This is a genomic window from Streptomyces sp. NPDC007971, from assembly GCF_042958635.1.
Taxonomy (GTDB): domain Bacteria; phylum Actinomycetota; class Actinomycetes; order Streptomycetales; family Streptomycetaceae; genus Streptomyces.
Genome location: NZ_JBIBJK010000005.1, coordinates 1 through 21,787, shown reverse-complemented (window position 1 = coordinate 21,787; position 21,787 = coordinate 1). Strand labels below are relative to the sequence as shown.

Sequence of the window (21,787 nt, the reverse complement as noted above, 5' to 3'; positions counted from 1 at the left end):
CCGGTCGCGCCCGCGCGGCGGAGCCGCATGTCGGTACAGCCCCGCGCCCCTTCCGGGGCGCCTGCCTAGAGCAAGTCCTTGAGCTTCTCCGCGAGCAGGTCCCAGCGCCACTTCTCCTCGACCCACTGCCGGCCGCGCTCCCCCATGCGGCGGCGCAGCTCGGCGTCGCCCAGCAGGGCCACGATCCGCTCGGCCGCCTCCGCCGGCTCGCCGCCCCGCACGACCCAGCCGGTCTCGCCGTCGAGCACGGCGTCGGGCGCGCCGCCCGAGTCGCCCGCGACGACCGGCAGCCCGGTCGCGGAGGCCTCCAGGTAGACGATCCCGAGACCCTCGACGTCCAGGCCGCCGCGGCGGGTGCGGCACGGCATGGCGAAGACGTCCCCGGCGCCGTAGTGCGCGGGCAGCTCGGACCAGGGCACCGAGCCGGTGAAGCGGACCGACGGCCCGACGCCCGTCTCCCGGGCCAGCCGGCGCAGATCCTGCTCGTAGGGGCCGCCGCCGACGACGAGCAGCACGGCGTCCGGCTCGGCGGCCAGGATGCGGGGCATGGCCCGGATGAGCGTGTCCTGGCCCTTGCGCGGCACCAGCCGGGAGACACAGACGACGACCGGCCGGTCGGTGAGCCCGAGCCGCGCCCGCACCTCCTCGCCGCCGGAACCGGGGTGGAAGGTCTTCTCGTCGACCCCCGGCGGCAGCTGCACCATGCGCCCGGCCGCGTCCGGCGTGAGCGCGGTCGCGATCCGGGAGCGGGTGTACTCGCCGAGGTAGGTGATCGTGTCCGTGGACTCGCCGATCCGGTGCAGCAGCTGCCGGGCGGCGGGCAGCTGGGCCCAGCCGGCCTCGTGCCCGTGCGTGGTGGCCACCAGCCGCGTCGCGCCCGCCCGGCGCAGCGCGGGCGCCATCAGACCGAGCGGCGCGGCCGCCCCGAACCAGACCGAGGTGCAGCCGTGCTCGCGCAGCAGCCCGACGGCCCGCCGGGTCGCACCCGGCGTGGGCAGCAGCATGGTCGTGCGGTCGCGCACGACGGTGAAGGGCTGCTCGGCGTCGAAGGCGGCCGTGGCCTCGAGGCCCTCCCGGCTGCGCTTCCAGGTGGATGCGTACACGACGAGCCGTCCGGGATCCAGCCGCAGGGCCATGTTGTGCAGGAAGGCCTGGATGCCGCCGGGCCGGGGCGGGAAGTCGTTGGTCACGATCAGCGTCTTGTGCATCGCCGCCGACCCTACCGGGCCGGGCCCTCGTCCACCCTCCCACCCGGCTCGGCCGCCAGGGCGGCCCGACGGTAGCCTCGGCGGTGCCGCCCGGACCGGCGAGCGCGGTGAGCGGGCGGGCCGCCGAGGCCGTATTCCACGGCACCGGGACGGACCACGGGGGATCATGGGCCCCGGAGCCAGGGCAGCCGGACGGACAGGGGCGCGGGTGTACAGGACGAACGGGAAGCCGGCGCTGCTCCTTGCGTCCTGGTGTGTCACCCGGCTGGTGCTGCTGCTCCTCGTCTTCAGGGTGCTCGCCTTCCCCGGCGTGGACGTCACCGGCGACGTGTCGGTGATCTACCAGGGCTGGTCCGACGTCCTGCGCCACGGAACGTTTCCGCTGAGCGACGTCACCTGGCAGTACCCGCCCGCCGCCGCCGTCGCGATCCTCTCCCCGGCCGCCCTGCCCTTCCTGGGCTATCTGCACGCCTTCTTCGTGCTGACGTGCCTCGCCGACCTGGCCGTGGTGGCCCTGCTGCTGTACACGGGCGGGCGGCCCGGCCGGTCCCTGCGCGGGGCCTGGACCTGGGTCGCGGGCGTACCGCTGCTCGGCCCGACGGTGTACGCCCGCTACGACCTGATGGTGACCGCGGTGGCCGTGGCCGCCCTGCTCGCAGGGGTCCGGCGGCCCCGCGTCCTGGGGGCGCTGGCGGCCTTCGGGGCGCTGCTGAAGGTGTGGCCGGCGCTGCTCCTGGTGGGCGCCACGCAGCGGCGCGCATGGGCCTCGGCCGCGGTGACCGCGAGCGCGATCGCCGCGCTGTTCGCGGCGACCATGCCCGGCGCGTTCGCCTTCCTCACCTTCCAGCGGGAGCGGGGCACCGAGGTGGAGTCGGTGGGCGCCCTGGTCTTCCATGTGGCCCGCCACTTCGGCTGGCACGGCGCGGTGCTGCTGAACTACGGGTCGATCGAGTTCCTCGGCCCGAACGTCGGGCTGGTCAGCAACGCCGCGCTGGCGCTGACCGGGGCGGTGTTCGGCTGGCTGCTGCTGTGGCGGGTGCGGGCGGCACGCTTCGCGCCGCACACGCTCGCGGACGCGGCCTTCACGGCGGTGCTGCTGTTCACGGTCACCAGCCGGGTGATCAGCCCCCAGTACCTGGTGTGGCTGATCGGCCTGGCCGCCGTCTGCGTGTGCTTCCGGGCGAGCCGGATGGGCACACCCGCCGTGCTGCTCCTCGTCGCGACCCTGCTGACGGTCATGGAGTTCCCGATCGGCTTCGCGCACGTGGTGGCGAGCGACACGTACGGCGTCACGCTGCTGCTGCTCCGCAACGGCCTGCTGGTCGCCGCCGCGCTCATCGCGGCCCGGAGGCTGTGGCGGTCCACGGTCGCCGTGGCCACCGTGCACCCGCTGCCCCCTCAGACGGCCCGCACGAAGGAGACCTCCGCCCCCTGACGCCCCGCCCGCCGCAGCAGTAACGTCACGGCCCCGCACTGCACGGCCATGGCGAGAGCCAGCGCCAGACAGATGCCGGGCAGGCCGAGCCCGGACAGAGCGCGGGCCAGGGCGAGCTGGACGGCGGTGCCGGCCAGGGTGACCCGGAGCAGTGCCGGCGCTCCGCCGCTGCCCTCGAAGACCCCGCCGAGTGCGATGCAGCAGGACATCAGCAGCAGATACGGGCCGATGCAGCGCAGGAAGAGCACACCCTGGCGGGCGACTTCGGGCCCGGCGCCGAAGGCGGCCATGATCCACGGGGCGGTGGCGGCGAACAGGAGCGCGGCGCTCAGCCCGGCGGCCAGGGAGACGAGCACCGCCTGCGTGCCGATGGCGCGGCGCGCGTCCTCGCCCGCGCCCCGGGTGTGCGCGGTGTGGATCGCCGCGGCCTGCCGCAGCGCGTAGAAGGCCATCGTGGCGAGGTACATGACCTTGTACGCGATCGTGTAGGCGGCCACCGCCGGAAGCCCGAGCCGTGCCACGACCGCCACCAGCACCAGCGCCCCGCCCTGACGCACGGTGAAGTCCGCGGACATGGGCAGTCCGGTGCCGAGGGTACGGCGCAGGGCGGCGGGCATCGGCTCGGCGGGGCGGGCCCGCGCGGCCGAGCGCAGCAGGGCGTTGCGGCCGAGGGCACGCAGGCCCGCCCCCAGGGTCACGCCGCGGCACAGCACGGTGGAGACGGCGGCGCCCCGCACGCCGTAGAGGTGGATCAGGACCGGGTCGCAGACCAGGATCAGCCCGTTGGCCAGCAGGGCGAGCCGCATCGGGGTGCGGGTGTCGCCGGTGCCCTTGAGGATGCCGTCGACGAGCTGCTGGGCGAAGAAGACGGTCATGCCCGGCAGGGAGATCGCGAAGTAGGCCGTGGCGAGGTGCAGGGCCGTGGGGCCACCGCCGAGGACCAGGCGGGCCAGCGGCTCGCGCAGCAGCAGCCCGCCCGCCACGACGCCCGGCGTGAGCAGTCCGCACAGCACCCGGCCGGCACGCACCGCGGCCCGTACGGCGCCGGGGTCGCGTGCTCCCCGGGCGTGCGCGATCAGCACGGTCGTACCGGAGGCGAAGACCAGCGCGACGCCGAGCAGCACGTTCTCGGTGCTGGTGGCGACGGCCACGGCGGCCACGGCGGCGCCGCCGAGCCGGGAGACCCAGACGGTGTTGATGATGCCGGAGGCGACCGAGGCGAGGAGCGAGACGTAGACGGGGTGGGCGAGCGAGACCAGCCGGGTGCGGTGAGCGTTCATCGGATCCCCTCTTTTCGAGCCCACCTCGAAAAGAGGTAGCTCGAAAAGAGGTAACATGAGGGCCGGTCCGGCTGCAAGGAGGAATGCGCGTGCTGGAGTTGTCGATCCTGGGGTTCCTCGCCGAGGAGCCCCTGCACGGCTACGAACTGAAGGAGCGCATCACCGCACTGAGCGGCCATGTCCGCCCGGTCAGCGACGGCGCGCTCTACCCGGCCATCAACCGGCTCGTCGCCGCGGGCAAGCTCGACCAGCGCACCGAGGAGGGCGCGGGCGCCGCCCAGCGCCGGGTGCTGTCCCTCACCGCGCAGGGCCGAGCGGATCTGCTGGAGCGGCTGCGCAGCCCCAAGCAGGCCGAGATCACCGACCACGTCCGCTTCAACACGGTCCTGGCCTTCCTGCACCACCTGCCCGACCCGGCCGGACAGGCAGCGGTGCTGCGCCGTCGCCTGGACTTCCTGCAAGCCCCGGCAAGCTTCTTCTACCGGGACGGCGAACCGGTGCGCGCGGAGGAGGCCGGGGACCTCTTCCGGCAGGGCATGCTGCGGGTCGCCCGGGCCACCGGCGCGGCGGAGCGGGAGTGGCTGCAGGAGGCCATCGAGGTGCTCGGCCGGACGGGCTGAGCGCGGGGATGCCCGGCCGGACGGGCCGAGTGCGGGGGGCGGGCCGGCCGGGCCGGGTGTGTGGGCGCTCGGTCAGGCGAGCTGGGTGTGTGGGCGCTCGGTCAGGCGAGCTGGGTGTGTGGGCGCTCGGTCAGGCGAGCTGGGTGTGTGGGGGCTCGGTCAGGCGAGCTGGGTGCGCAGGTATGCGCGCCAGCGGGCGGTGAACTCCCCGGGTGTCGTCCCGAGCACCTTCTTCAGCGCGTCCTCGACGGCGCCCGCCCGCTTCGCATGGTCGCCGACGGCCCGGTAGAAGGCATCGAGCCGGGCCGTCCCCCACTGGTCGGCGATCATCCGGCAGGCCAGCCAGCCCCCCTCGTAGGCCTGTGCGAGCCCGGCCGGGGCGCTGCTGAAGCGGAAGTCGCCGTCGGCGGGCAGGGCCGTCGGCCCCCGGCCGTCCCGGACGGACCGGGCGAGTTCCGGAGCGGCCTCGGGGGCGGTGCGGCCGGTACCGAGGTAGCCGATCCAGTCGGCGTAGCCCTCGGAGAGCCACAGGGGGGTGGCGACGGTGGTGTGCGCCCGGGTGGCCACGTGGGTGGTCTCGTGGGTGAGCACGACCTGCTTGCCGACACCGCCGAGCAGGGCGTAGGCGTCCGGGTTGACGACCACCCGGTCCGCCGGCGCCGCACCGGCCCCGCCCGCCTCGCCGGTGGTGACGGCGGCGATGCCCCGGTAGTCGGCGGCGGGCGAGCCGAGCAGGCCCGCCATGCCCTCCAGCGTGCGCGGGACGAGAACGACGACCCGGCGTGTCCAGTCCGCACCCCAGGCGCGGGACACGGCCGGGACGGCGCGGTCGGCGAGCCGGGCGTAGCCGCGCAGGTCGCCCGCGCTCCGGCCGGTCCCCAGGACCAGGCTGTGCGCGCCCTCCACCGCCGTCACCGTGCCCTGGTCCCACAGCTGCTGCCCGGCCTTGCGCGCGGGCCTGTCGGAGGTGACGTACCACTGCCCGTCGGTGGTGCGGCTGAGGGCCAGGGTGCGGCGGGCGCTGACCGGGGCCCGGTCGTAGCCGGCGACCCGGTAGCGCAGTTCGGCATCGGCGGTGGCGTCCGCGCCGCTGCCGTGCAGGCCGGTCACCCGGTAGGTCCAGGACGTGAGCGGGAGCGCGCGCAGCCGGGCGTATTCGGTGCGGGTGCCCGTCGTGCCGTAGGCCGACTCGTCGTGGCCGAGCAGGGCCGCCGACCGCCGGTCGAGCACCCGCTGCAGCTGGGTCCGCGCGGTGTCGGCCGCCGTCGGCCCGCCGCATCCGGACAGGGGCGGTACGAGCAGCAGGCACAGCCCCGCCGCCGCGCTGCGCCACACCCCCCGTCTCCGTCTGCGATCAGCCATTTTCCGATCGTACGGTGCCGAGCGGGCCGTCAGGGGCGGGTGACCGAGGCGATCGGCATCATCCCGACCGGGTCGTAGCGCACCGGCGCCCCCGGGTAGGGCGCGTGGACGACCTGGCCGTTGCCGACGTACATCCCCACATGGCTGGCGTCGGAGCGGTAGACGACCAGGTCGCCGGGGCGCGCCTGGGAGAGCGGGATCTGCCGGCCGGCGTAGCGCTGCTCCTGCGAGGTGCGCGGCAGCTGGACCCCGGCGCGCGCGTACGACCACTGCATCAGGCCCGAGCAGTCGAAGCCGGAGGGTCCGCTCGCACCCCACACGTAGGGGCGGCCGAGGGCGGAGAGCGCGGCGGCGACGGCGGCCGAGGCGCGCGAGTCGGTGGCGACGGCGCCGCCGGTGAGACCGGGCACGTCGGGCAGGTCGGCGCGGGCGGAGCGGGAGGCCCGGTCGTAGGCGGCGCGCTCGGTGGCGGGCAGGGAGTTGAGCACCCGCCGGGCCTTGGCGAGCTTCTGCTCGACGGTCCGCTTGTGCGCGGCGACCGCTGCGCGGCTCTGCTCCAGGGCGGCGAGCTTCCCGGCGGCCGCGGCACGCTCCTGGGAGAGTTCGCGCATCACGGACCGCAGTTCACGCAGCCGCTCCGTCTGCTGGGCGCCGATGCGGTCGAGGGTGGCGGCCTTGTCGAGGTAGTCGTCGGGGTCGTCGGAGAAGAGCAGGGCGACGGCCGGGTCGATGCCGCCGGAGCGGTACTGGGCGCCGGCCAGCGAACCGAGCCGCTCGCGCAGGGCGTTGATGCGCTGCTGCTGCCGGGCGATGTGGTCCTGGGCGTCCCTGACCTCCCGGCGCAGCGTGCCGGCCCGCTCCTCGGCCTTGTCGTAGGCCTGGGTCGCCTTCTCGGCCTCCTGGTACAGGCGGTCCACCTCGGCACGGGTGCCCCCGTGCGGTGCTGCTTGTGCGGGTACGGCACCGAGCGCGGCGGCCGCGGCGGCGAGCGCGCACAGGGCGGCACCGGCGCCCCGGTCGAACCCGGACGGTGCAAGGCGGCGATGGGACCCCACGGCAGTCCTTCTGTTGGCGGACAAGAGAAGGCTTCCCCGGCGTGGGGGACGGGGAGGCCCCTGCGCCGGGGAAACGCGCCAGACAGTAGCCGTGCGGCAGGGCGGCGGCGAAACACCTCGGTGGCCGCACAAAACGGGACGCCCCGCCGCTGACGCAGGTCAGGGCGGGGCGTGGGGTCAGGTCCGGTTCACGGGATTCGCTCGTTCGGGCGTCACCGTGTCCTGACGCGGGGACGGGTCAGACCCGGACACCGAACTCGAACGTCATGTTGCTCATCGCCTCGTAGCGCACCACGGCGCCGGTGTGCGGGGCGTGCAGCACCTGGCCGTTGCCCGCGTACAGGCCGACGTGGTGGTAGTCGCCGAAGAAGATGACGAGGTCGCCGACCTGCAGCTGGCTCTGGTCGTAGATGCGCGTGCCGGCGTTGGCCTGGGCCTCGGAGGTGCGCGGTATGGAGACGCCGGCCTGGGCGTAGGCCCAGGAGGTCAGGCCCGAGCAGTCGAAGGAGGAGGGGCCGGTGGCGCCGTAGACGTAGGGCTTGCCTATCTGGCTCTGGGCGGCGGAGAAGGCCGCGCCGGCCCGGCCGGAGGCGGGGGCGTTGTGGCCCATGTCGACGCGCTCGGTGGAGGAGCGGTCGGCGCGCTGCTGCTGGGCAGCCAGGTCCGCCTTCTCCTTGGCGGTCAGGGAGTTGAGCAGCTTCTGCGCGTCGGCGAGCTTGCCCTGGACTTCCTTCTTCTTGTTGCCCAGCTCGGTGCGGGTGGAGGCGAGGTCCTTGAGCTTCTCGGCGGCCTCGGAGCGCTCCTGGGCGAGTTCGCGCTGTTTGTCCTGGATCTTCTTCAGGGCCTCGACCTGCTGGCTGCTCAACTGGTCGAGCGTGGAGGCCTTGTCGAGGAAGTCGTCCGGGTTGGAGGACAGGAAGAGCTGGACCGAGGAATCGATGCCACCGGAGCGGTACTGGGCGGTCGCCAGCGAACCGAGGCCGTCGCGCAGCTTGTTCAGCTCCTGCTGACCGCGGGCCACATTGTCCTGGATGGTGGATATTTCCTTTTGCAGCTTCTGCTGCTTCTCCTTGGCCCCGTTGTACTTCTCGGTGGCCTGCTCGGCCTGCTCGTAGAGCTTGTCGACCTTCGCCTTGACCTGGTCCTTGGAGAGCTTCTCGCTCGGAGCGGCGTTGGCGGCGTTCGCGCTGAGCACGACGGCGGCGGCGGCTGCGGTGGTCAGCACGGTGACACGCGTGCGGCTCTGCTGCTTGGGTCGACGGTGGGACGCCACTGAGGACGAACTCCTTCTTGTGAGTGTTCACCCGTTCGGAGGTTCGAGCCCAGACCCTAGTGACCCACTTGTGATCAGTTCAAATCCTCACGACAAAAAACACCGTGACGCAATGCATTCTTTGCACATAACTCACGTGCAGTGATGCTCGATCGACTTTACGTTGCGTGACGGTTCGGTCAATTCGGGCATTGCCTATGCGTGTTGCACCTTCAGGACAGTCGCTTCAGAAGTACCGCAGAGGCGACCGGTCGGGCACCCGCCTTGGCGACCCCGTCGGCCACCTCCCGGTCCGTCGAGGCGACGATCACCGGACGGCCCGGCGGCTCCGCGCGCACGAGCTGGCGGATCAGTTCGTCCGCGGTGACTCCCGGCTTGGAGAAGAGCACCCGCACCCCGCGCGGCGGCGCGAGCAGCACCGGCGCGGCGAGTTCGGCGCCGTCGAAGACACAGGTCACCTCGGCGCCGGTCTGCGCCGCGAGCGTCGAGAGCTGGCCGAGGAGCCTCAGCCGCTGCTTCTCCAGCGGCATCTGCGGATAGCCGGTCTTGGTGACGTTGTAGCCGTCGACCACCAGATGCGCCTGCGGCAGCGCGAGCAACTGGTCGAGGATCGCGGGGTCGTTCTCGGACAGCGCCCGGGCCGCGATGTCCTTCGGGGTCATGCGTCCCGGTTCGACCGCGTCCACGGTCTCGGCCGGGCGCACGGAGACCGGCGGCAGGGCGAGCTCCCGGCGCAGTCCCTGCGTCGCGTCCAGCAGGGTGTCGAGCAGCAGGCGTACCCGCATGTCCTCGACGCTGCGGCCCTCGCGGGCCGCCCTGCGGGTGGCCTCCAGCGCGGCCTCGGCCTCGCCCAGGCGGGCCTTGAGCCGCCGCGACTCGCTCTCGGCCGCCGACACCTGCGTCTGCCCCTCGGAGCGCACGGCCTCGATCTCGGCCTGGATCTTGCGCAGCGCCGCCTCTTTGCGCTTGACGTCGCTGAGCGCGGCACGCAGCTTCCGGTGAAGCGATTCCGCTTCGCGCTTCGCCGACTCCAGCGCGCTCTGCAGCCGTTCGGTCTCCGTCCGGGTCTGCTCCCGGGCCTGGGCGAGTTCCGTGCGCAGCCGCTCCAGTTCGACCCGGCTCTCCTCGTCGGCCCGCTCGGCGTCCGCGCGCTGGGCCTCCTCGCCGGCCGCGGTGACCAGCTTCACCCAGCCCGCGGGGCGCAGTACGTAGGCCGCGGCCGCTACATCGAGCGGATCCGCGGCCGGGGGCGGCGAGCCGGAGTCGAGGGCGCCGGAGAGTTCCGGCTGCGCCTCTCTGAGCTTCTCCCCGATCCGCTGCCGGAACAGCGGATCGGTCTCCAGCGCGGCCGCCATCGCGTTGCCCGCGAACTTGGCCCGCCGAGTCGGGGTGAACCGGGCGTACTGCCTGAGCTGGGCGGGCAGTTCCGCCACGGTCAGGCCGCCGAAGCCGTCCGAGACGATCTGCACGACCCGTCGGCGCACGCCGTCGGGCAGCGGACGGTCAAGCACCTCAGCGGTGCCGTCGCCCGGCCCCCCGCCTGCGGTCTCCACCATCCGTCACACCCCAATACCTGTACGGGGCCCGCTCCGCTCAGGAGCCGGCGCCCGGCCTGTCCACGAGTTCCACCTGGTCCACCGCGTTGCACCAGCGGCAGCGGACCGACTCGATGGTCTCACTGACCACCTCGCGCTCCTCGACGTTCGGCTCGCCGCCGAGGTCCAGGTGGACGTACTCGACGACCTTCGACGAGCGGGTCACGTCGAAGCGGGTGAGGTTGCCGCAGAGGGTGCAGCGCCATCGCGTCGTGGCGGTCGGCAGGGGAACCGTCATCGTGGCTGTTCGCTTCCTTGCTCGGGTCGGTCCGCGCCGCTCCTCGACGCGTATGGCTCGTAACCCTACGGCCTGGCGGGTACTCACCGCCCGCCCCTCTGCTGCGGCGAGGCGGTCTGTCGGCTTGCGTCCCGTTACGTCATGCTCTGTAGTCATGATCGACACCTGGAGCACGGCCGCCGGCAGAACCCGCAGGGCGCTCAGGGCGGTCCGGGACTCCTCCGCACCGATGACACATGGCCTCATCGTCCTGTGCTGTCTGATCTTCGCCCTGGGTCCGGCCTCGGGGCTGACCCCGGCGTACGGCTCCGGGGATGCGCTGGCGGCCGCGCAGCGCGCGTACTTCCGGCACTGGGGGGTGGTCCCGGCGCAGCTGTTCCACGGACCCGTCCGGGAGGCCCTGACCCCGGCCACCGCGCTGTTCGTGCACGGCAGCTGGGTGCATCTGCTCGGCAACATGCTCTTCCTCTTCGTCTTCGGGGTGATGACCGAGGAACGGATGGGCCGGGTGGAGTTCACCCTCTTCTACATCGGCTGCGGCTATCTCGCCCTGCTGGGCTACGCGGCCGCCAACGCCGCCTCCGAGCAGTCGCTGGTGGGCGCCTCCGGGGCGATCTCGGCGGTCCTCGGAGCGTTCCTGTACCTGTTCCCCCGCGCCCGTGTCACCAGTCTCCTCCCTTTCCTGTTCTTCCTGCCGATGCGCTTCCCCGCCTGGGTCGTGCTGCCGTTCTGGGCGTCCCTGCAGTGGCTCGCGGCGGGCCACGCGGGCGGCCAGGGGCCGGGGGTCGCGTACCTCGCGCACCTGGTGGGCTTCTGCGTCGGCTTCGGTTACGCGTGGGTGCGCTACGGAAAAGGCAGGGGCGCGAAGCGCGGCACCGGAAGGGCGGTGGTGGGAGACGGACGGGCGACTAAAGTGAGGTCCGCACCGGCTCCGGCACCCGAGGGAGAGAACCCGTCGTGATCACCGCGATCGTCCTGATCAAGACCAGCGTGGACCGGATCCCCGAGATCGCGGAGCAGATCGCTTCGCTGGATTCCGTCAGCGAGGTCTTCTCCGTCACCGGCACGTACGACCTGATCGCCATGGTCCGGGTGGGGCGCCACGACGACCTGGCCGACGTGATCCCGGGCCACATCAGCAAGATCCCCGGCGTGGAGGCCACGGACACCCACGTCGCGTTCCGGACCTACTCGCAGCACGACCTCGAGGCGGCCTTCTCGATCGGGCTGGACAACTGATCGCCTGAAGGCCGCCCGCGCATCTGCGGGGCGCGGATCGTGCGCGACTGCGGGCCGTCTGCGGCCTGTCGCGCAGTTCCCCGCGCCCGTTGAGGTCGATCAGCCGACCGCCGGTACACAGCGGCCGTCCTCGGTCCTGTACGTCCACTTCGCACCGTCGGCGACCAGTTCCCGGACAGCCGTCACGAAACGCTCGACGTGCTCGTCGGGCGTTCCCGCTCCGAAGCTCACCCGGATCGCGTTCAGGGACTTCTCACCCGGCGCCGCCTCCGGCGCCCCGCACTCGCCCTGGGCCTGGGGGTCGGAGCCCAGCAGGGTGCGCACCAGCGGGTGGGCGCAGAAGAGGCCGTCGCGGACGCCGATGCCGTACTCGGCGGAGAGGGCGGCGGCGAAGTGGGAGCTGTTCCAGCCCTTCACGACGAACGAGATGACGCCGACGCGGGGCGCCTCGTCGCCGAAGAGGGAGAGGATCCTGACCTCGGGGACCTCGGCGAGGCCCTCGCGGACCCTGGAGATCAGGTGCTGCTCACGGGCGACGAGGGTGTCGAAGCCGGCCTCCGTGAGTGCCCTGCAGGCGGAGGCGATGGAGTAGGCGCCGATGACGTTCGGGGAGCCGGCCTCGTGACGGGCGGCGCTCTCGTGCCACTCCACGGCCACCTGCCCGTCCTCGCGCCGGGCGACCTTGCGGCTCGCGCCACCGCCCGCGAGATACGGCTGGGCCGCGACCAGCCAGTCGGCGCGGCCGGCCAGGACGCCCGAGCCGAAGGGGGCGTACAGCTTGTGGCCGGAGAAGGCGACCCAGTCGACGTCCAGGTCCTGGACGGACACCGGGTGGTGCGGGGCCAGCTGGGCGGCGTCCAGGACGATCCGCGCGCCGTGCGCATGGGCGGCGGCGGCCAGTTCACGCACCGGCCACAACTCGCCGGTGACGTTGGAGGCACCGGTGACACAGACCAGCGCCGGGCCGTGGCCCCCCTCGGTGGACACAGTGCGGTCGGCCAGGGCGCGCTCCAGGGTCCGGACGGCCTGCTGCGGGGTGCGCGGGGCGTCGAGACAGGTGACACGGGCGTTCTGCCAGGGCAGCAGGGAGGCGTGGTGCTCGGTCTCGAAGACGAAGACCTGGCAGTCGGCGGGGAGGGCGCGGGCCAGGAGGTTGAGGGAGTCGGTGGTCGAGCGGGTGAAGATCACCTGGTCGTTCTCGCGGCAGTCCAGGAACTCGCCGACCGTCCTGCGGGCGTTCTCGAACAGGTCGGTGGAGAGCTGGGAGAGGTAGCCGGCGCCGCGGTGGACGCTGCCGTAGTACGGGGCGTAGGCCGCCACGTCGTCCCAGACGCGCTGGAGTGCGGGGGCGCTGGCCGCGTAGTCGAGCGCCGCGTAGGTGACTTCGCCGCCGGTCACGAGCGGGACGGTGACATCCGCGCCCAGGACGGGCAGATGGGCACAAACGGACTGGTCGGCGGCAACGGTGGAGACGGACATGGCGAACTCCCGTGAGAGGCAAGGCGGAACCACCGTGCGAGCGGATACGGCTCCAGCACGGAGGAAGGTGAAAGGGGGATGCGGAGGCGGGGCTCTACGCCCTATCGCATTCGCTTGCTCACGGAAGGCTCCCTCGACGACCAGGACCCCTGGTGTTTCTCGAGGGGTCCGCGCTTGCCGTAGACCTCGCTGCCTACGACCTGGTCCTCACCCGGGGCACCCCGCCACGGACGGAGGGTTGCCGGACAGCCGGCCGGGGCCTGTTGGCTGTCACTCATGACCTGATCAGGAAACTAGCCGAGCCGATCGCCGCCGCGCAACTTGTGTCCGGATCCCGGGACACGGGTCCCCGGAACCGCCGCGGCGGCGATGGGCCTCACCGATGCCGCTACCGGTTGCTGGCGGCGACCCAGCGCTCCAGCGTCCGCTTCGCCGAACCCGAGTCGATGGACTCGGCCGCCTCGGCCATGCCGGAGCGCAACTGCTCGGCCAGCGGCGCGTCCGTCGGCCGCAGGGCGACGAGCGCGGCCGCCGAGTTCAGCAGCACCGTGTCCCGGACGGGGCCCCGCTCCCCGTCCAGCACACGCCGCGCCACCTCCGCGTTGTACGACGCGTCGGCGCCGCGCAGGGCCTCCACGGGGACGAGGTCGATGCCGACGTCCCGCGGGTCGAAGCTCTGCTCGGTGACCTTGCCGTCCCGGACCACCCACACCCGGGAGGTGGAGGTGGTCGTCAGCTCGTCCAGGCCGTCGTCCCCGCGGAAGACCAGGGAGGAGTTGCCCCGCTCGGCGAGGACCCCGGCGACGATCGGCGCCATGCGCGGGTCGGCGACCCCGACGGCCTGGGCCCGCACCTTGGCCGGATTGGTCAGCGGCCCCAGCACGTTGAAGGTCGTGCGGATCCCGAGCTGGCCCCGCGCGGGGGCGACGTACCGCAGCGACGGGTGGAACCGCACCGCGAAGCAGATCGTGATGCCGGCCTCGTCGGCGACCTCGGCGACGCGCTGCGGGGTCAGGTCCAGATTGATCCCGAGCTTCTCCAGGACGTCGGAGGACCCGGAGGCGGAGGACGCGGCACGGTTGCCGTGCTTGACGACCTTCGCGCCGGTGCCGGCGACGACGATCGACGACATCGTGGAGATGTTCACCGTCTTGGCGCCGTCGCCGCCGGTGCCGACGATGTCCACGGCCGGCCCCGGCACCTCGATCACCCTGGCGTGCTCGTACATGGTCCGCACGAGGCCGGTGATCTCCTGCACCGTCTCGCCCTTGGACCGCAGCGCCACCATGAACCCGGCGATCTGTGCGTCGGTCGCCTCCCCGCGCATGATCAGGTCCATCGCCCAGGCCGTGTCGTCGGCGGACAGGTCCCGGCCGTCCAGCAGTCCGTTCAGCAGGGCGGGCCAGGAACGGCCCGCCGCGGTGTCGCCTCCAGCGGGGGTCACAGCGCTCATCAGCCGCTCCTGTGTGTCGTGTCAGAACCGTGTGATCCCACCCTATCCAGCGCAGGACACGACGAAGGGCCCCGTCCGGAAGCCGGACGGGGCCCTTCTGCGTGGCGTGGCGACGCGGGATCAGTGGTGGCCGTGGCCGCTCGTGATCTCCTTGTACTCCTCGACGGTGGGCTTCGGGATCTGGTTGTCCTCGCCGTAGTAGGCGCTGCTGAGCTTGGCGCGCAGCCGCTCGGACGACTTCACCTTGCGCTCCACACCGTTCTCGTCCACCGCCGGGCCGATCTCGGCCGGCTCGTACTGGTGGTGAGCCGTGAGGGTGTGCAGCTGCTCCTGGCTGAGCGACTCGTGGACCTCGATGAACTCACCGTGCGGCAGGCGCTTGATGATGCCGGTCTCACGACCGTGCAGCACCTTGTCGCGGTCGCGGCGCTGCAGGCCGAGGCAGATCCGCTTGGTGACGAGGAACGCGATGACCGGTCCGGCGAAGAAGAAGATCCGGACGAACCAGGTCACGTCGTTGATCGACAGGTGGAAGTGGGTGGCGATGAGGTCGTTGCCACCACCGACCAGGCCGATCATGTACACCGTGACCCAGGCCGCACCGAACGCGGTACGCGTCGGGGCGTTGCGCGGGCGGTCCAGGATGTGGTGCTCGCTCTTGTCGCCGGTGACCCAGGACTCGATGAACGGGTAGACCGCGATCACGCCCAGGACCAGGCCGAAGAGGACCAGCGGGATGAACACGCCCAGGACGAGCGTGTGACCCCAGAAGTTGATCTCCCAGCCCGGCATGTAGCGGACCAGACCCTCGGCGAAGCCCATGTACCAGTCGGGCTGGGCGCCGGTGGACACCTGGTCGGGACGGTAGGGACCCATGGCCCAGATCGGGTTGATCTGGGTCACCGCGGCGATGGCCGCGATCACACCGAAGACCAGGAAGAAGAAGCCGCCGGCCTTGGCCATGTACACCGGCAGCAGCGGCATGCCGACGACGTTCTTCTCGCTCTTTCCGGGACCCGCGAACTGCGTGTGCTTGTGGTAGAAGACCAGGATCAGGTGGCCCACCATCAGGCCGAGCATGATGCCCGGCAGCAGCAGGATGTGGATCGAGTAGAACCGGGCGACGAAGTCGTGACCGGGGAACTGGCCGCCGAAGAGGAAGTACGAGATGTACGTCCCGACGATCGGCATGGACAGGATCGCGCCCTCGGTGAAGCGGACACCGGTGCCGGAGAGCAGGTCGTCCGGGAGCGAGTAACCGGTGAAGCCGGTGAACATGCCGAGGACGAACAGCAGGAAGCCGAACAGCCAGTTGATCTCACGCGGCTTGCGGAACGCTCCGGTGAAGAACACGCGCATCATGTGCACGAACATGCCGGCGAGGAAGATCAGCGCGGCCCAGTGGTGGATCTGCCGGATGAGCAGACCACCGCGCACGTCGAAGGAGATGTGCAGGGTCGAGTTGAACGCCTCGGACATCAGCTGTCCCTGGAGCGGGACGTAGCTGCCGTGGTATTCCACCTCGTTCATCGACGGGTGGAAGAACAGCGTCAGGTAGACACCGGTCAGGATGATGATGAGGAAGCTGTACATGCAGACTTCGCCCAACATGAACGACCAGTGGTCGGGGAAGATCTTGCGCATGTTGGACTTGGCCAGGGAGTAGATCCCGAGCCGTCCGTCTGCCCAGTCGGCGATGCGCTCGCCGGCCGGTGCCTTCCCTCGGGAGCGGCCCGCCGCGTCGGCGGCGGATCCGTTCGTCTGGTTCTCTGCAGTACTCATCCGCGCTCCCAGAATGCAGGACCGACGGGCTCCTCGAAGTCGCCGAGCGCCTGGAGGTAACCCTCGTCGTTCACGCCGATGCGGAGCTGAGGCAGGGCGTGACCGGCGGGGCCGAAGATCACTCGGGCACCGTCGGAGAGGTCGAAGGTGGACTGGTGGCACGGGCACAGCACGTGGTGCGTCTGCTGCTCGTACAGGGAGATCGGGCAGCCCACGTGGGTGCAGATCTTCGAGAAGGCGACGATGCCCTCGTGCGACCACTCGAGCTCGCGCTTGTCCTTGATGTTGTCCGGCTGCATCCGGATGATCATCAGGGCTGCCTTGGCGATCTCGTTCTGGAAGTCCTCGTCGGTCTCCTCCAAGCCCTCGGGCTTGGCGAAGGTCAGCGAACCGACGGCGACGTCCTCGGGACGCAGCGGCTGGTTCGTGTTCACGTTGACGAGCAGCTTGCCCTTGGCCCACAGCGTGTGGCGCAGCGAGGTGCCCGGCAGCGGACCGAGGTCACGCAGCAGCATGACGCCGGAGAGCGGCACCAGGGCCAGCGCGCCGAACATCGTGGTGCGGATCAGGCCGCGGCGGCCGATCGCCGACTCCTTGGCGCCCTGCTTGAAGTCCGCGTGGACCTGCGCGCGGACCTCGGGCGAGGCCGCGATCGCGTGCCGCTCGTCGGCGACCTCCACGTCGGACATCAGGGTGCGGGCCCAGTGGACCGCGCCCGCGCCGATGCAGAACAGCGCCGTACCGAGGGTCAGACCGAGCGCGAAGTTCAGCGCGCTGATGTGACCGAGCGGGAAGACGAAGATCGACTTGTCGTGCGGGATCGACACGTACGAGACGATGAAGCCGACGGTGGCCAGCATCGAGACCGTGAACAGCAGGGCGACGACGCGCTCGGACCGCTTGGCGGCCCGCTCGTCGATGTCCTGGATCCGGTGCTCGTGGGGCGGCAGCCCCGGGTCCGCGAACGGGTTCTTCTCGTCCGCGACGCTCACGGCGCCGTGCGCTCGCTCGTTGTGTCCTGCGGACTGCTCAGCAGGCAGGTTCTCTTCTGGAATGTCTTGGCTACTCATGACTTCTTGGCCTTTGCGGTCCGAGCGGCGACCCAGACGGCTACCGCGATCAGGGCACCGAGGCCGAAGATCCACGCGAACAGGCCCTCACTGACCGGCCCGAGGCCGCCCAGCTGCATGCCGCCCGGCTGCTCCGTCTCATCGCCGTTGATCGCGTGCAGGTACGCGATGATGTCCTTCTTGTTCTTCTCCGACAGGGTGGTGTCGGGGAAGGACGGCATGTTCTGCGGGCCCGTCTGCATGGCCTCGTAGATGTGCTTCGGGTCGACACCCGTCAGGTCGGGCGCGAACTTGCCCTTGGTCAGGGCACCACCCTTGCCGGTGAAGTTGTGGCACTGCGCGCAGTTGGTGCGGAACAGCTCGCCACCCTTGCCGATGTCCGCCCCGTCCGGGCCGTACTGCTGCTTCGTCGGCACCTCAGGACCGGCACCCAGCGACGCGACGTACGCGGCGAGCTGGTCGATCTGCTCCTGGGTGTAGATGTTCTTCTTCTTTACGACCTGCGGGCCCTGCGAGGTGGCCGCCGGCATACGGCCGGTGCCGACCTGGAAGTCGACCGCCGCGGCGCCCACACCGGTCAGGGGCGGGCCGTCGGAGGAGCCCTGGCCACCGGTGCCGTGGCAGCTGGCGCAGCCGACCTCGTAGAGCTTCTTGCCCTCCTTGATGGTCAGGGACTGGGAGGATTCATCGGCCTGTGCCTTGCTCGCGGGTGCGAACGCGGCGTACAGCCCCCCAGTGGCCGCCAGCGCGAAGAGTAGGACGACGACCGCCGCCAGCGGATGGCGTCGTCGTGCGGAGAGCTTTTTCACGGATTACCCCGGTGTCAGGATCTTCTGCGTCGATGCTTCTGGAATTGCGGGAGCGGTCCCGGCTACTTGATCAAGTAGATCGTGGCGAAGAGGCCGATCCAGACGACATCGACGAAGTGCCAGTAGTAGGACACGACGATGGCCGCGGTCGCCTGCTCGTGGGTGAACCTCTTGGCCGCGTAGGTCCGGCCGAGGACGAACAGGAAGGCGATGAGACCGCCCGTCACGTGCAGGCCGTGGAAGCCGGTGGTCAGGTAGAACACCGAGCCGTACGGGTCGGAGGACAGGGAGATCCCGTCCTTCTTCACCAGCTCCGTGTACTCGTAGATCTGACCGCCGATGAAGATCGCACCCATGATGAAGGTGAGGATGAACCAGCCACGGAGCTTCTTCACGTCCCCGCGCTCGGCTGCGAACACGCCGAGCTGGCAGGTGAGCGAGGAGAGCACCAGGATCGTGGTGTTCGTCGCCGAGAAGGGCACATTGAGTGCCTCGGCCATGTGCTTCCAGTGCGCCGGACCCGTCACCGATCGCAGGGTGAAGTACATCGCGAAGAGGGCCGCGAAGAACATCAGCTCGGAACTCAGCCAGATGATGGTTCCGACGCTGGTGAGGTTCGGCCGGTTGACCGACGGGTGCGCGTGCCCGGTTTCTACTGTCGTTGCTGTCGCCACGACCGACATTATGTCGGTCGCTTATCCCGCCCTCACTCCGGGGGGTGCCGTTCGGAGTGTTGCTGCCCGCCGAACCGGTGTTGACGTGGTGTTCATGGGAGTAACATCCGGCCCCGACGGGCCTTTCCGTACGACGCTGACGTCTCGGAGGAAGCATGCAGCCGACCGCTACGGTGCTGGTGTACAGCGACGACTCCAACACGCGGGAACAGGTGCGGTTGGCCACCGGCCGCAGGCCGGCCCCAGATGTGTCCCTGGTCGAGTTCGTGGAGTGTGCGACTCCCGAGGCCGTCGTCAGGGAGCTGGACAGGGGCGGCATCGACGTGTGCGTGCTCGACGGCGAGGCCGTGCCCATGGGAGGCATGGGGGTGTGCCGGCAGATCAAGGACGAAATCTTCAACTGCCCGCCCGTGCTGCTGCTCATGGGGCGTCCCCAGGACGCCTGGCTGGCCACCTGGAGCCGTGCCGACGCTGCGGTGACGCTTCCGGTGGATCCGGTGGAGTTCGCCTCTGCACTGGCTTCCCTGCTCCGTCGGAAGCGGTTGCTGAGCGCCTAGCGGCGCGGGACGCGAGGCGGCTGCGCGGCCGGCCCGGCGGGGGCTGGTCGCGCCGGCGCGGCAGGGCCGCACATCAGCGGCCGAGCGCCTGACGGGGCGCTCACAGCGCCGTCGGCTGTACGCGCAGAGCATCCTGCGGTGAGGGGCCGTCCGTGGTGCCGCTGCCGAGGGCGCTGCCGGTGCGCCACTTCTTCCAGTCGACGTTCCAGTCGCCGAAGCCGTTGCCGAAGGGTTCCATCGGCTCGCCGTTGGAGTTGATGACCTTGACGATGTCGCCCTCGTGGACGTTCTCGAAGAACCACTCGGCGTTGGACGTACTCATGCCGGTGCAGCCGTGGCTGACGTTCGCATAGCCCTGGGAGCCGACGGACCACGGGGCCGCGTGGACGTACTCGCCCGACCATGTGACCCGGGTGGCGTAGTAGACGGGTAGGTCGTACGAGTCCGAGCTGCCCTCGGCGATGCCGACGGTGGCGCCGCGCATCCGTACGAAGTACTGCTTCTCCAGGACCACCTTGACGCCGTTGCGGGTCTCGAAGCCCGGCTTGCCGGTGGTGACCGGGACCTGGTTGACCTGCTGACCGTTCTTGTAGAACGTCAGCTGGTGGGCGGACGCGTCCGTCACGGCCTCGATCCGGTCCCCGATGGTGATCTTCAGCGCCTTGGACTTGCCGCCCCAGAGCCGGTCGCTGATCCTGATGCCGTCCAGGTTGCTGTGCACCTGGATCGTGGCGTGCGCGGGCCAGTAGTCCTTGGGGCGGTAGTGGAGTTCCTTGTCGCTCACCCAGTACCAGGAGCCCTGCACGGCCGGGGTGGAGTCCACCCTGAGGGCCCGCTCCACGACGGCCCGCTGCGCCTTGACCTTGACCGGCTGGTCGAGTTGGGCGGTGATGGGCTGCCCCACGCCGTACTGGCCCGCCTCCGGCCCGAAGGTGACGTTCAGGCGCTTCTGGGTGGTCGGCTTGCTGGTGTCGAAGGTGAGGACCTTGCGGCCCGGCGCGCCGTCGTCGTCCTCCGTGCTCACCGTGACCGTGTAATGGGCGTTGGCGGCCAGCGGAGAGGTGCTGTGCCAGCGGCTCCCGTCGGCGGCGAGTTCGCCCGCCACATAGCGCCCTGTGGAGTCCTGGGCGGTGACGTCGGTGATCCGGTCGTCATCGCTGTTGGACGTGACCTCCAGCGGCTTGTCGGGGTCGGCCGGCTTCCCGTCGCCGGTGGGGCCGCTGAAGGAGATCTGGTCCGCTGCGTCGTACGGCTTGGCCGACAGGGGGTTGCCGTCCGCACTGCAGCCGATGACGCCCGCGCCGAGGGCGGTCACCAGCAAGGCGCAGCTGACGACGGTGCGGGTCCGCGGAATGTGTTTCATACGATCACGCTATGAGGTGGAGAGCGTACTGGCGCGGCACGTAACTCGTACGAGGGACGGACACTCCGGCAAAAGGAGGAGCCCGGACCTCCTGACGGAGTGTCCGGGCTCCCGATGCGCTCGGCGCGTGCTACTGGGTGCGGTTCTCACCGTGGTAGTACTCGAACACCCAGCCGAAGAGGCCGATCAGGATGATCGGTGCCGAGAAGTACAGCAGCCACCAGCCGACCGCCACACCGAGGAAGGCCAGCGCGCCGCCGACGCCCAGGGCGAGCGGCTGCCAGCTGTGCGGGCTGAAGAAGCCCAGCTCGCCCGCGTCGTCCGCGACGTCGGCCTCCTTGTCGTCCTGCGCACCCGCGTCGACCCGCCGGGCGGTGTAGCCCAGGTAGAAGCCGATCATGATGCTCAGGCCGAAGGCCAGGAAGAGCGCCGTGGTACCGGCCGGCTCCTTCGACCACACGCCATACACGATGGCCATGATCAGGATGAAGACGCTCAGCCAGATGAACATCCGACCCTGGATCTTCACTTGCCGGCCTCCTTGCTGCCTTCGATGGCGCTGCCGTGACCGGCGTACTCGAGCTGTTCGAGCGCGGCGATCTCGGGGTGGTGCAGGTCGAACGCCGGGGATTCGCTGCGGATCCGCGGCAGGGTGAGGAAGTTGTGCCGCGGCGGCGGGCAGGAGGTCGCCCATTCGAGCGAACGGCCGTAGCCCCACGGGTCGTCCACGCCGACCGGCTTGCCGTACTTGGCCGTCTTCCACACGTTGTAGAGGAACGGCAGGATCGACAGACCGAGCAGGAACGAGCTGATGGACGAGATCGTGTTCAGGGTCGTGAAGCCGTCGGCCGCCAGGTAGTCGGCGTAACGACGCGGCATGCCCTCGGCACCCAGCCAGTGCTGGACCAGGAAGGTGCCGTGGAAGCCGACGAACAGCGTCCAGAAGGTGATCTTGCCGAGGCGCTCGTCCAGCATCTTGCCCGTCATCTTCGGCCACCAGAAGTGGAAGCCGGAGAACATGGCGAAGACGACCGTACCGAAGACCACGTAGTGGAAGTGGGCCACCACGAAGTACGAGTCGGAGACGTGGAAGTCCATCGGGGGCGAGGCCAGGATGACACCGGTCAGACCACCGAACGTGAAGGTGATCAGGAAGCCGGTGGCCCAGAGCATCGGTGTCTCGAAGGACAGCGAGCCCTTCCACATCGTGCCGATCCAGTTGAAGAACTTCACACCGGTCGGTACGGCGATCAGGAAGGTCATGAAGGAGAAGAACGGCAGCAGCACACCGCCGG

The 21,787-nt window shown here is 70.7% G+C and carries 21 protein-coding genes and 1 riboswitch; of the genes, 5 read left to right on the top strand and 16 right to left on the bottom strand.

The window, feature by feature from the left end; translation table 11 throughout:
- Nucleotides 1-65 precede the first annotated feature (65 nt).
- Nucleotides 66-1,208, bottom strand: coding sequence for a glycosyltransferase (locus tag ACFZCP_RS11430; protein WP_391426260.1), 1,143 nt, complete (start codon nucleotides 1,206-1,208; stop codon nucleotides 66-68).
- 166 nt (nucleotides 1,209-1,374) lie between these two features.
- Here ACFZCP_RS11430 and ACFZCP_RS11425 point away from each other — a divergent pair, with 166 nt between their 5' ends.
- On the top strand, nucleotides 1,375-2,643 hold the full coding sequence (locus tag ACFZCP_RS11425; protein ID WP_391426258.1) for a glycosyltransferase 87 family protein: 1,269 nt from the start codon (nucleotides 1,375-1,377) through the stop codon (nucleotides 2,641-2,643).
- On the opposite strand, the gene ACFZCP_RS11420 is transcribed toward ACFZCP_RS11425, so the two are convergent.
- A complete protein-coding gene (locus tag ACFZCP_RS11420; RefSeq protein WP_391426256.1) occupies nucleotides 2,607-3,923 on the bottom strand; it encodes an MATE family efflux transporter in 1,317 nt (438 codons plus the stop codon). The genes ACFZCP_RS11425 and ACFZCP_RS11420 overlap by 37 nt on opposite strands.
- Nucleotides 3,924-4,012: 89 nt before the next feature.
- On the opposite strand from ACFZCP_RS11420, the gene ACFZCP_RS11415 reads away from it, so the two are divergent.
- Nucleotides 4,013-4,543 (top strand): helix-turn-helix transcriptional regulator, encoded by a 531-nt coding sequence (locus tag ACFZCP_RS11415; RefSeq protein WP_391426254.1) that lies wholly within the window; start codon nucleotides 4,013-4,015, stop codon nucleotides 4,541-4,543.
- 159 nt (nucleotides 4,544-4,702) lie between these two features.
- On the opposite strand, the gene ACFZCP_RS11410 is transcribed toward ACFZCP_RS11415, so the two are convergent.
- The 5 genes from ACFZCP_RS11410 to ACFZCP_RS11390 all read right to left on the bottom strand — a co-directional run bounded on the left by ACFZCP_RS11410 (nucleotide 4,703) and on the right by ACFZCP_RS11390 (nucleotide 10,066).
- Nucleotides 4,703-5,905 (bottom strand): hypothetical protein, encoded by a 1,203-nt coding sequence (locus tag ACFZCP_RS11410; protein ID WP_391426252.1) that lies wholly within the window; start codon nucleotides 5,903-5,905, stop codon nucleotides 4,703-4,705.
- A gap of 29 nt (nucleotides 5,906-5,934) precedes the next feature.
- Nucleotides 5,935-6,960 (bottom strand): NlpC/P60 family protein, encoded by a 1,026-nt coding sequence (locus ACFZCP_RS11405; RefSeq protein ID WP_391426250.1) that lies wholly within the window; start codon nucleotides 6,958-6,960, stop codon nucleotides 5,935-5,937.
- A gap of 238 nt (nucleotides 6,961-7,198) precedes the next feature.
- Nucleotides 7,199-8,233, bottom strand: a complete 1,035-nt coding sequence (locus ACFZCP_RS11400; RefSeq protein ID WP_391426247.1) for an NlpC/P60 family protein — start codon at nucleotides 8,231-8,233, stop codon at nucleotides 7,199-7,201.
- 212 nt (nucleotides 8,234-8,445) lie between these two features.
- Nucleotides 8,446-9,789, bottom strand: a complete 1,344-nt coding sequence (locus ACFZCP_RS11395; RefSeq protein ID WP_362679738.1) for an NYN domain-containing protein — start codon at nucleotides 9,787-9,789, stop codon at nucleotides 8,446-8,448.
- Nucleotides 9,790-9,826: 37 nt separating this feature from the next.
- Nucleotides 9,827-10,066 carry a hypothetical protein gene (locus tag ACFZCP_RS11390; RefSeq protein WP_361132480.1) on the bottom strand — a complete coding sequence of 80 codons (240 nt, stop codon included), beginning with the start codon at nucleotides 10,064-10,066 and terminating at the stop codon, nucleotides 9,827-9,829.
- 154 nt (nucleotides 10,067-10,220) lie between these two features.
- Here ACFZCP_RS11390 and ACFZCP_RS11385 point away from each other — a divergent pair, with 154 nt between their 5' ends.
- Both ACFZCP_RS11385 and ACFZCP_RS11380 read left to right on the top strand, forming a co-directional pair.
- A complete protein-coding gene (locus ACFZCP_RS11385; protein ID WP_391426245.1) occupies nucleotides 10,221-11,027 on the top strand; it encodes a rhomboid family intramembrane serine protease in 807 nt (268 codons plus the stop codon).
- Nucleotides 11,024-11,305, top strand: a complete 282-nt coding sequence (locus ACFZCP_RS11380; protein WP_362679731.1) for an Lrp/AsnC ligand binding domain-containing protein — start codon at nucleotides 11,024-11,026, stop codon at nucleotides 11,303-11,305. The genes ACFZCP_RS11385 and ACFZCP_RS11380 overlap by 4 nt, the downstream gene beginning before the upstream one ends.
- Before the next feature lie 99 nt (nucleotides 11,306-11,404).
- Here ACFZCP_RS11380 and ACFZCP_RS11375 read toward each other — a convergent pair whose 3' ends face one another.
- The 6 genes from ACFZCP_RS11375 to ACFZCP_RS11350 form a co-directional block, all read right to left on the bottom strand.
- The gene (locus tag ACFZCP_RS11375; protein ID WP_391426242.1) at nucleotides 11,405-12,784 is read right to left on the bottom strand and encodes an aminotransferase class V-fold PLP-dependent enzyme; all 1,380 of its coding nucleotides are present in this window, start codon (nucleotides 12,782-12,784) and stop codon (nucleotides 11,405-11,407) included.
- Between the two features lie 165 nt (nucleotides 12,785-12,949).
- Nucleotides 12,950-13,066, bottom strand: a riboswitch (SAM riboswitch).
- 106 nt (nucleotides 13,067-13,172) lie between these two features.
- On the bottom strand, nucleotides 13,173-14,237 hold the full coding sequence (gene trpD, locus ACFZCP_RS11370; protein ID WP_362679725.1) for an anthranilate phosphoribosyltransferase: 1,065 nt from the start codon (nucleotides 14,235-14,237) through the stop codon (nucleotides 13,173-13,175).
- 120 nt (nucleotides 14,238-14,357) lie between these two features.
- Nucleotides 14,358-16,019, bottom strand: a complete 1,662-nt coding sequence (locus tag ACFZCP_RS11365) for a cytochrome b N-terminal domain-containing protein (protein WP_391426240.1) — start codon at nucleotides 16,017-16,019, stop codon at nucleotides 14,358-14,360.
- Entirely contained in the window at nucleotides 16,016-17,089 is a 1,074-nt protein-coding gene (locus tag ACFZCP_RS11360) for a Rieske 2Fe-2S domain-containing protein (RefSeq protein WP_391426237.1), read from the bottom strand. The genes ACFZCP_RS11365 and ACFZCP_RS11360 overlap by 4 nt, the downstream gene beginning before the upstream one ends.
- Nucleotides 17,086-17,898, bottom strand: coding sequence for a c-type cytochrome (locus tag ACFZCP_RS11355; protein ID WP_391426235.1), 813 nt, complete (start codon nucleotides 17,896-17,898; stop codon nucleotides 17,086-17,088). The genes ACFZCP_RS11360 and ACFZCP_RS11355 overlap by 4 nt, the downstream gene beginning before the upstream one ends.
- Nucleotides 17,899-17,960: 62 nt before the next feature.
- Nucleotides 17,961-18,581: a heme-copper oxidase subunit III gene (locus ACFZCP_RS11350; protein ID WP_362679712.1), complete on the bottom strand. Its 621-nt coding sequence runs from the start codon at nucleotides 18,579-18,581 to the stop codon at nucleotides 17,961-17,963.
- Nucleotides 18,582-18,727: 146 nt separating this feature from the next.
- Here ACFZCP_RS11350 and ACFZCP_RS11345 point away from each other — a divergent pair, with 146 nt between their 5' ends.
- Complete coding sequence (locus ACFZCP_RS11345; protein ID WP_362679709.1) at nucleotides 18,728-19,129, top strand: hypothetical protein; 402 nt, start codon at nucleotides 18,728-18,730, stop codon at nucleotides 19,127-19,129.
- 100 nt (nucleotides 19,130-19,229) lie between these two features.
- On the opposite strand, the gene ACFZCP_RS11340 is transcribed toward ACFZCP_RS11345, so the two are convergent.
- The 3 genes from ACFZCP_RS11340 to ACFZCP_RS11330 form a co-directional block, all read right to left on the bottom strand.
- The gene (locus ACFZCP_RS11340) at nucleotides 19,230-20,492 is read right to left on the bottom strand and encodes an Ig-like domain-containing protein (RefSeq protein ID WP_391426232.1); all 1,263 of its coding nucleotides are present in this window, start codon (nucleotides 20,490-20,492) and stop codon (nucleotides 19,230-19,232) included.
- Nucleotides 20,493-20,622: 130 nt separating this feature from the next.
- Nucleotides 20,623-21,021, bottom strand: coding sequence for a cytochrome c oxidase subunit 4 (locus tag ACFZCP_RS11335; protein WP_391426230.1), 399 nt, complete (start codon nucleotides 21,019-21,021; stop codon nucleotides 20,623-20,625).
- Nucleotides 21,018-21,787: cbb3-type cytochrome c oxidase subunit I (locus ACFZCP_RS11330; protein ID WP_361132447.1), on the bottom strand; the 770-nt coding region annotated here is incomplete at its 5' end. The genes ACFZCP_RS11335 and ACFZCP_RS11330, both read right to left, overlap by 4 nt.

Excerpts from the sequence above, each read along its gene's own strand:
- ACFZCP_RS11395 (WP_362679738.1), bottom strand. The coding sequence starts at position 9,789 with ATGGTGGAGACCGCAGGCGGGGGGCCGGGCGACGGCACCGCTGAGGTG.
- ACFZCP_RS11375 (WP_391426242.1), bottom strand. The coding sequence starts at position 12,784 with ATGTCCGTCTCCACCGTTGCCGCCGACCAGTCCGTTTGTGCCCATCTG.
- trpD (WP_362679725.1), bottom strand. The coding sequence starts at position 14,237 with ATGAGCGCTGTGACCCCCGCTGGAGGCGACACCGCGGCGGGCCGTTCC.
- ACFZCP_RS11420 (WP_391426256.1), bottom strand. The coding sequence starts at position 3,923 with ATGAACGCTCACCGCACCCGGCTGGTCTCGCTCGCCCACCCCGTCTAC.
- ACFZCP_RS11360 (WP_391426237.1), bottom strand. The coding sequence starts at position 17,089 with ATGAGTAGCCAAGACATTCCAGAAGAGAACCTGCCTGCTGAGCAGTCC.
- ACFZCP_RS11340 (WP_391426232.1), bottom strand. The coding sequence starts at position 20,492 with ATGAAACACATTCCGCGGACCCGCACCGTCGTCAGCTGCGCCTTGCTG.
- ACFZCP_RS11385 (WP_391426245.1), top strand. The coding sequence starts at position 10,221 with ATGATCGACACCTGGAGCACGGCCGCCGGCAGAACCCGCAGGGCGCTC.
- ACFZCP_RS11365 (WP_391426240.1), bottom strand. The coding sequence starts at position 16,019 with ATGAGTACTGCAGAGAACCAGACGAACGGATCCGCCGCCGACGCGGCG.
- ACFZCP_RS11390 (WP_361132480.1), bottom strand. The coding sequence starts at position 10,066 with ATGACGGTTCCCCTGCCGACCGCCACGACGCGATGGCGCTGCACCCTC.
- ACFZCP_RS11350 (WP_362679712.1), bottom strand. The coding sequence starts at position 18,581 with ATGTCGGTCGTGGCGACAGCAACGACAGTAGAAACCGGGCACGCGCAC.
- ACFZCP_RS11345 (WP_362679709.1), top strand. The coding sequence starts at position 18,728 with ATGCAGCCGACCGCTACGGTGCTGGTGTACAGCGACGACTCCAACACG.
- ACFZCP_RS11410 (WP_391426252.1), bottom strand. The coding sequence starts at position 5,905 with ATGGCTGATCGCAGACGGAGACGGGGGGTGTGGCGCAGCGCGGCGGCG.
- ACFZCP_RS11430 (WP_391426260.1), bottom strand. The coding sequence starts at position 1,208 with ATGCACAAGACGCTGATCGTGACCAACGACTTCCCGCCCCGGCCCGGC.
- ACFZCP_RS11425 (WP_391426258.1), top strand. The coding sequence starts at position 1,375 with ATGGGCCCCGGAGCCAGGGCAGCCGGACGGACAGGGGCGCGGGTGTAC.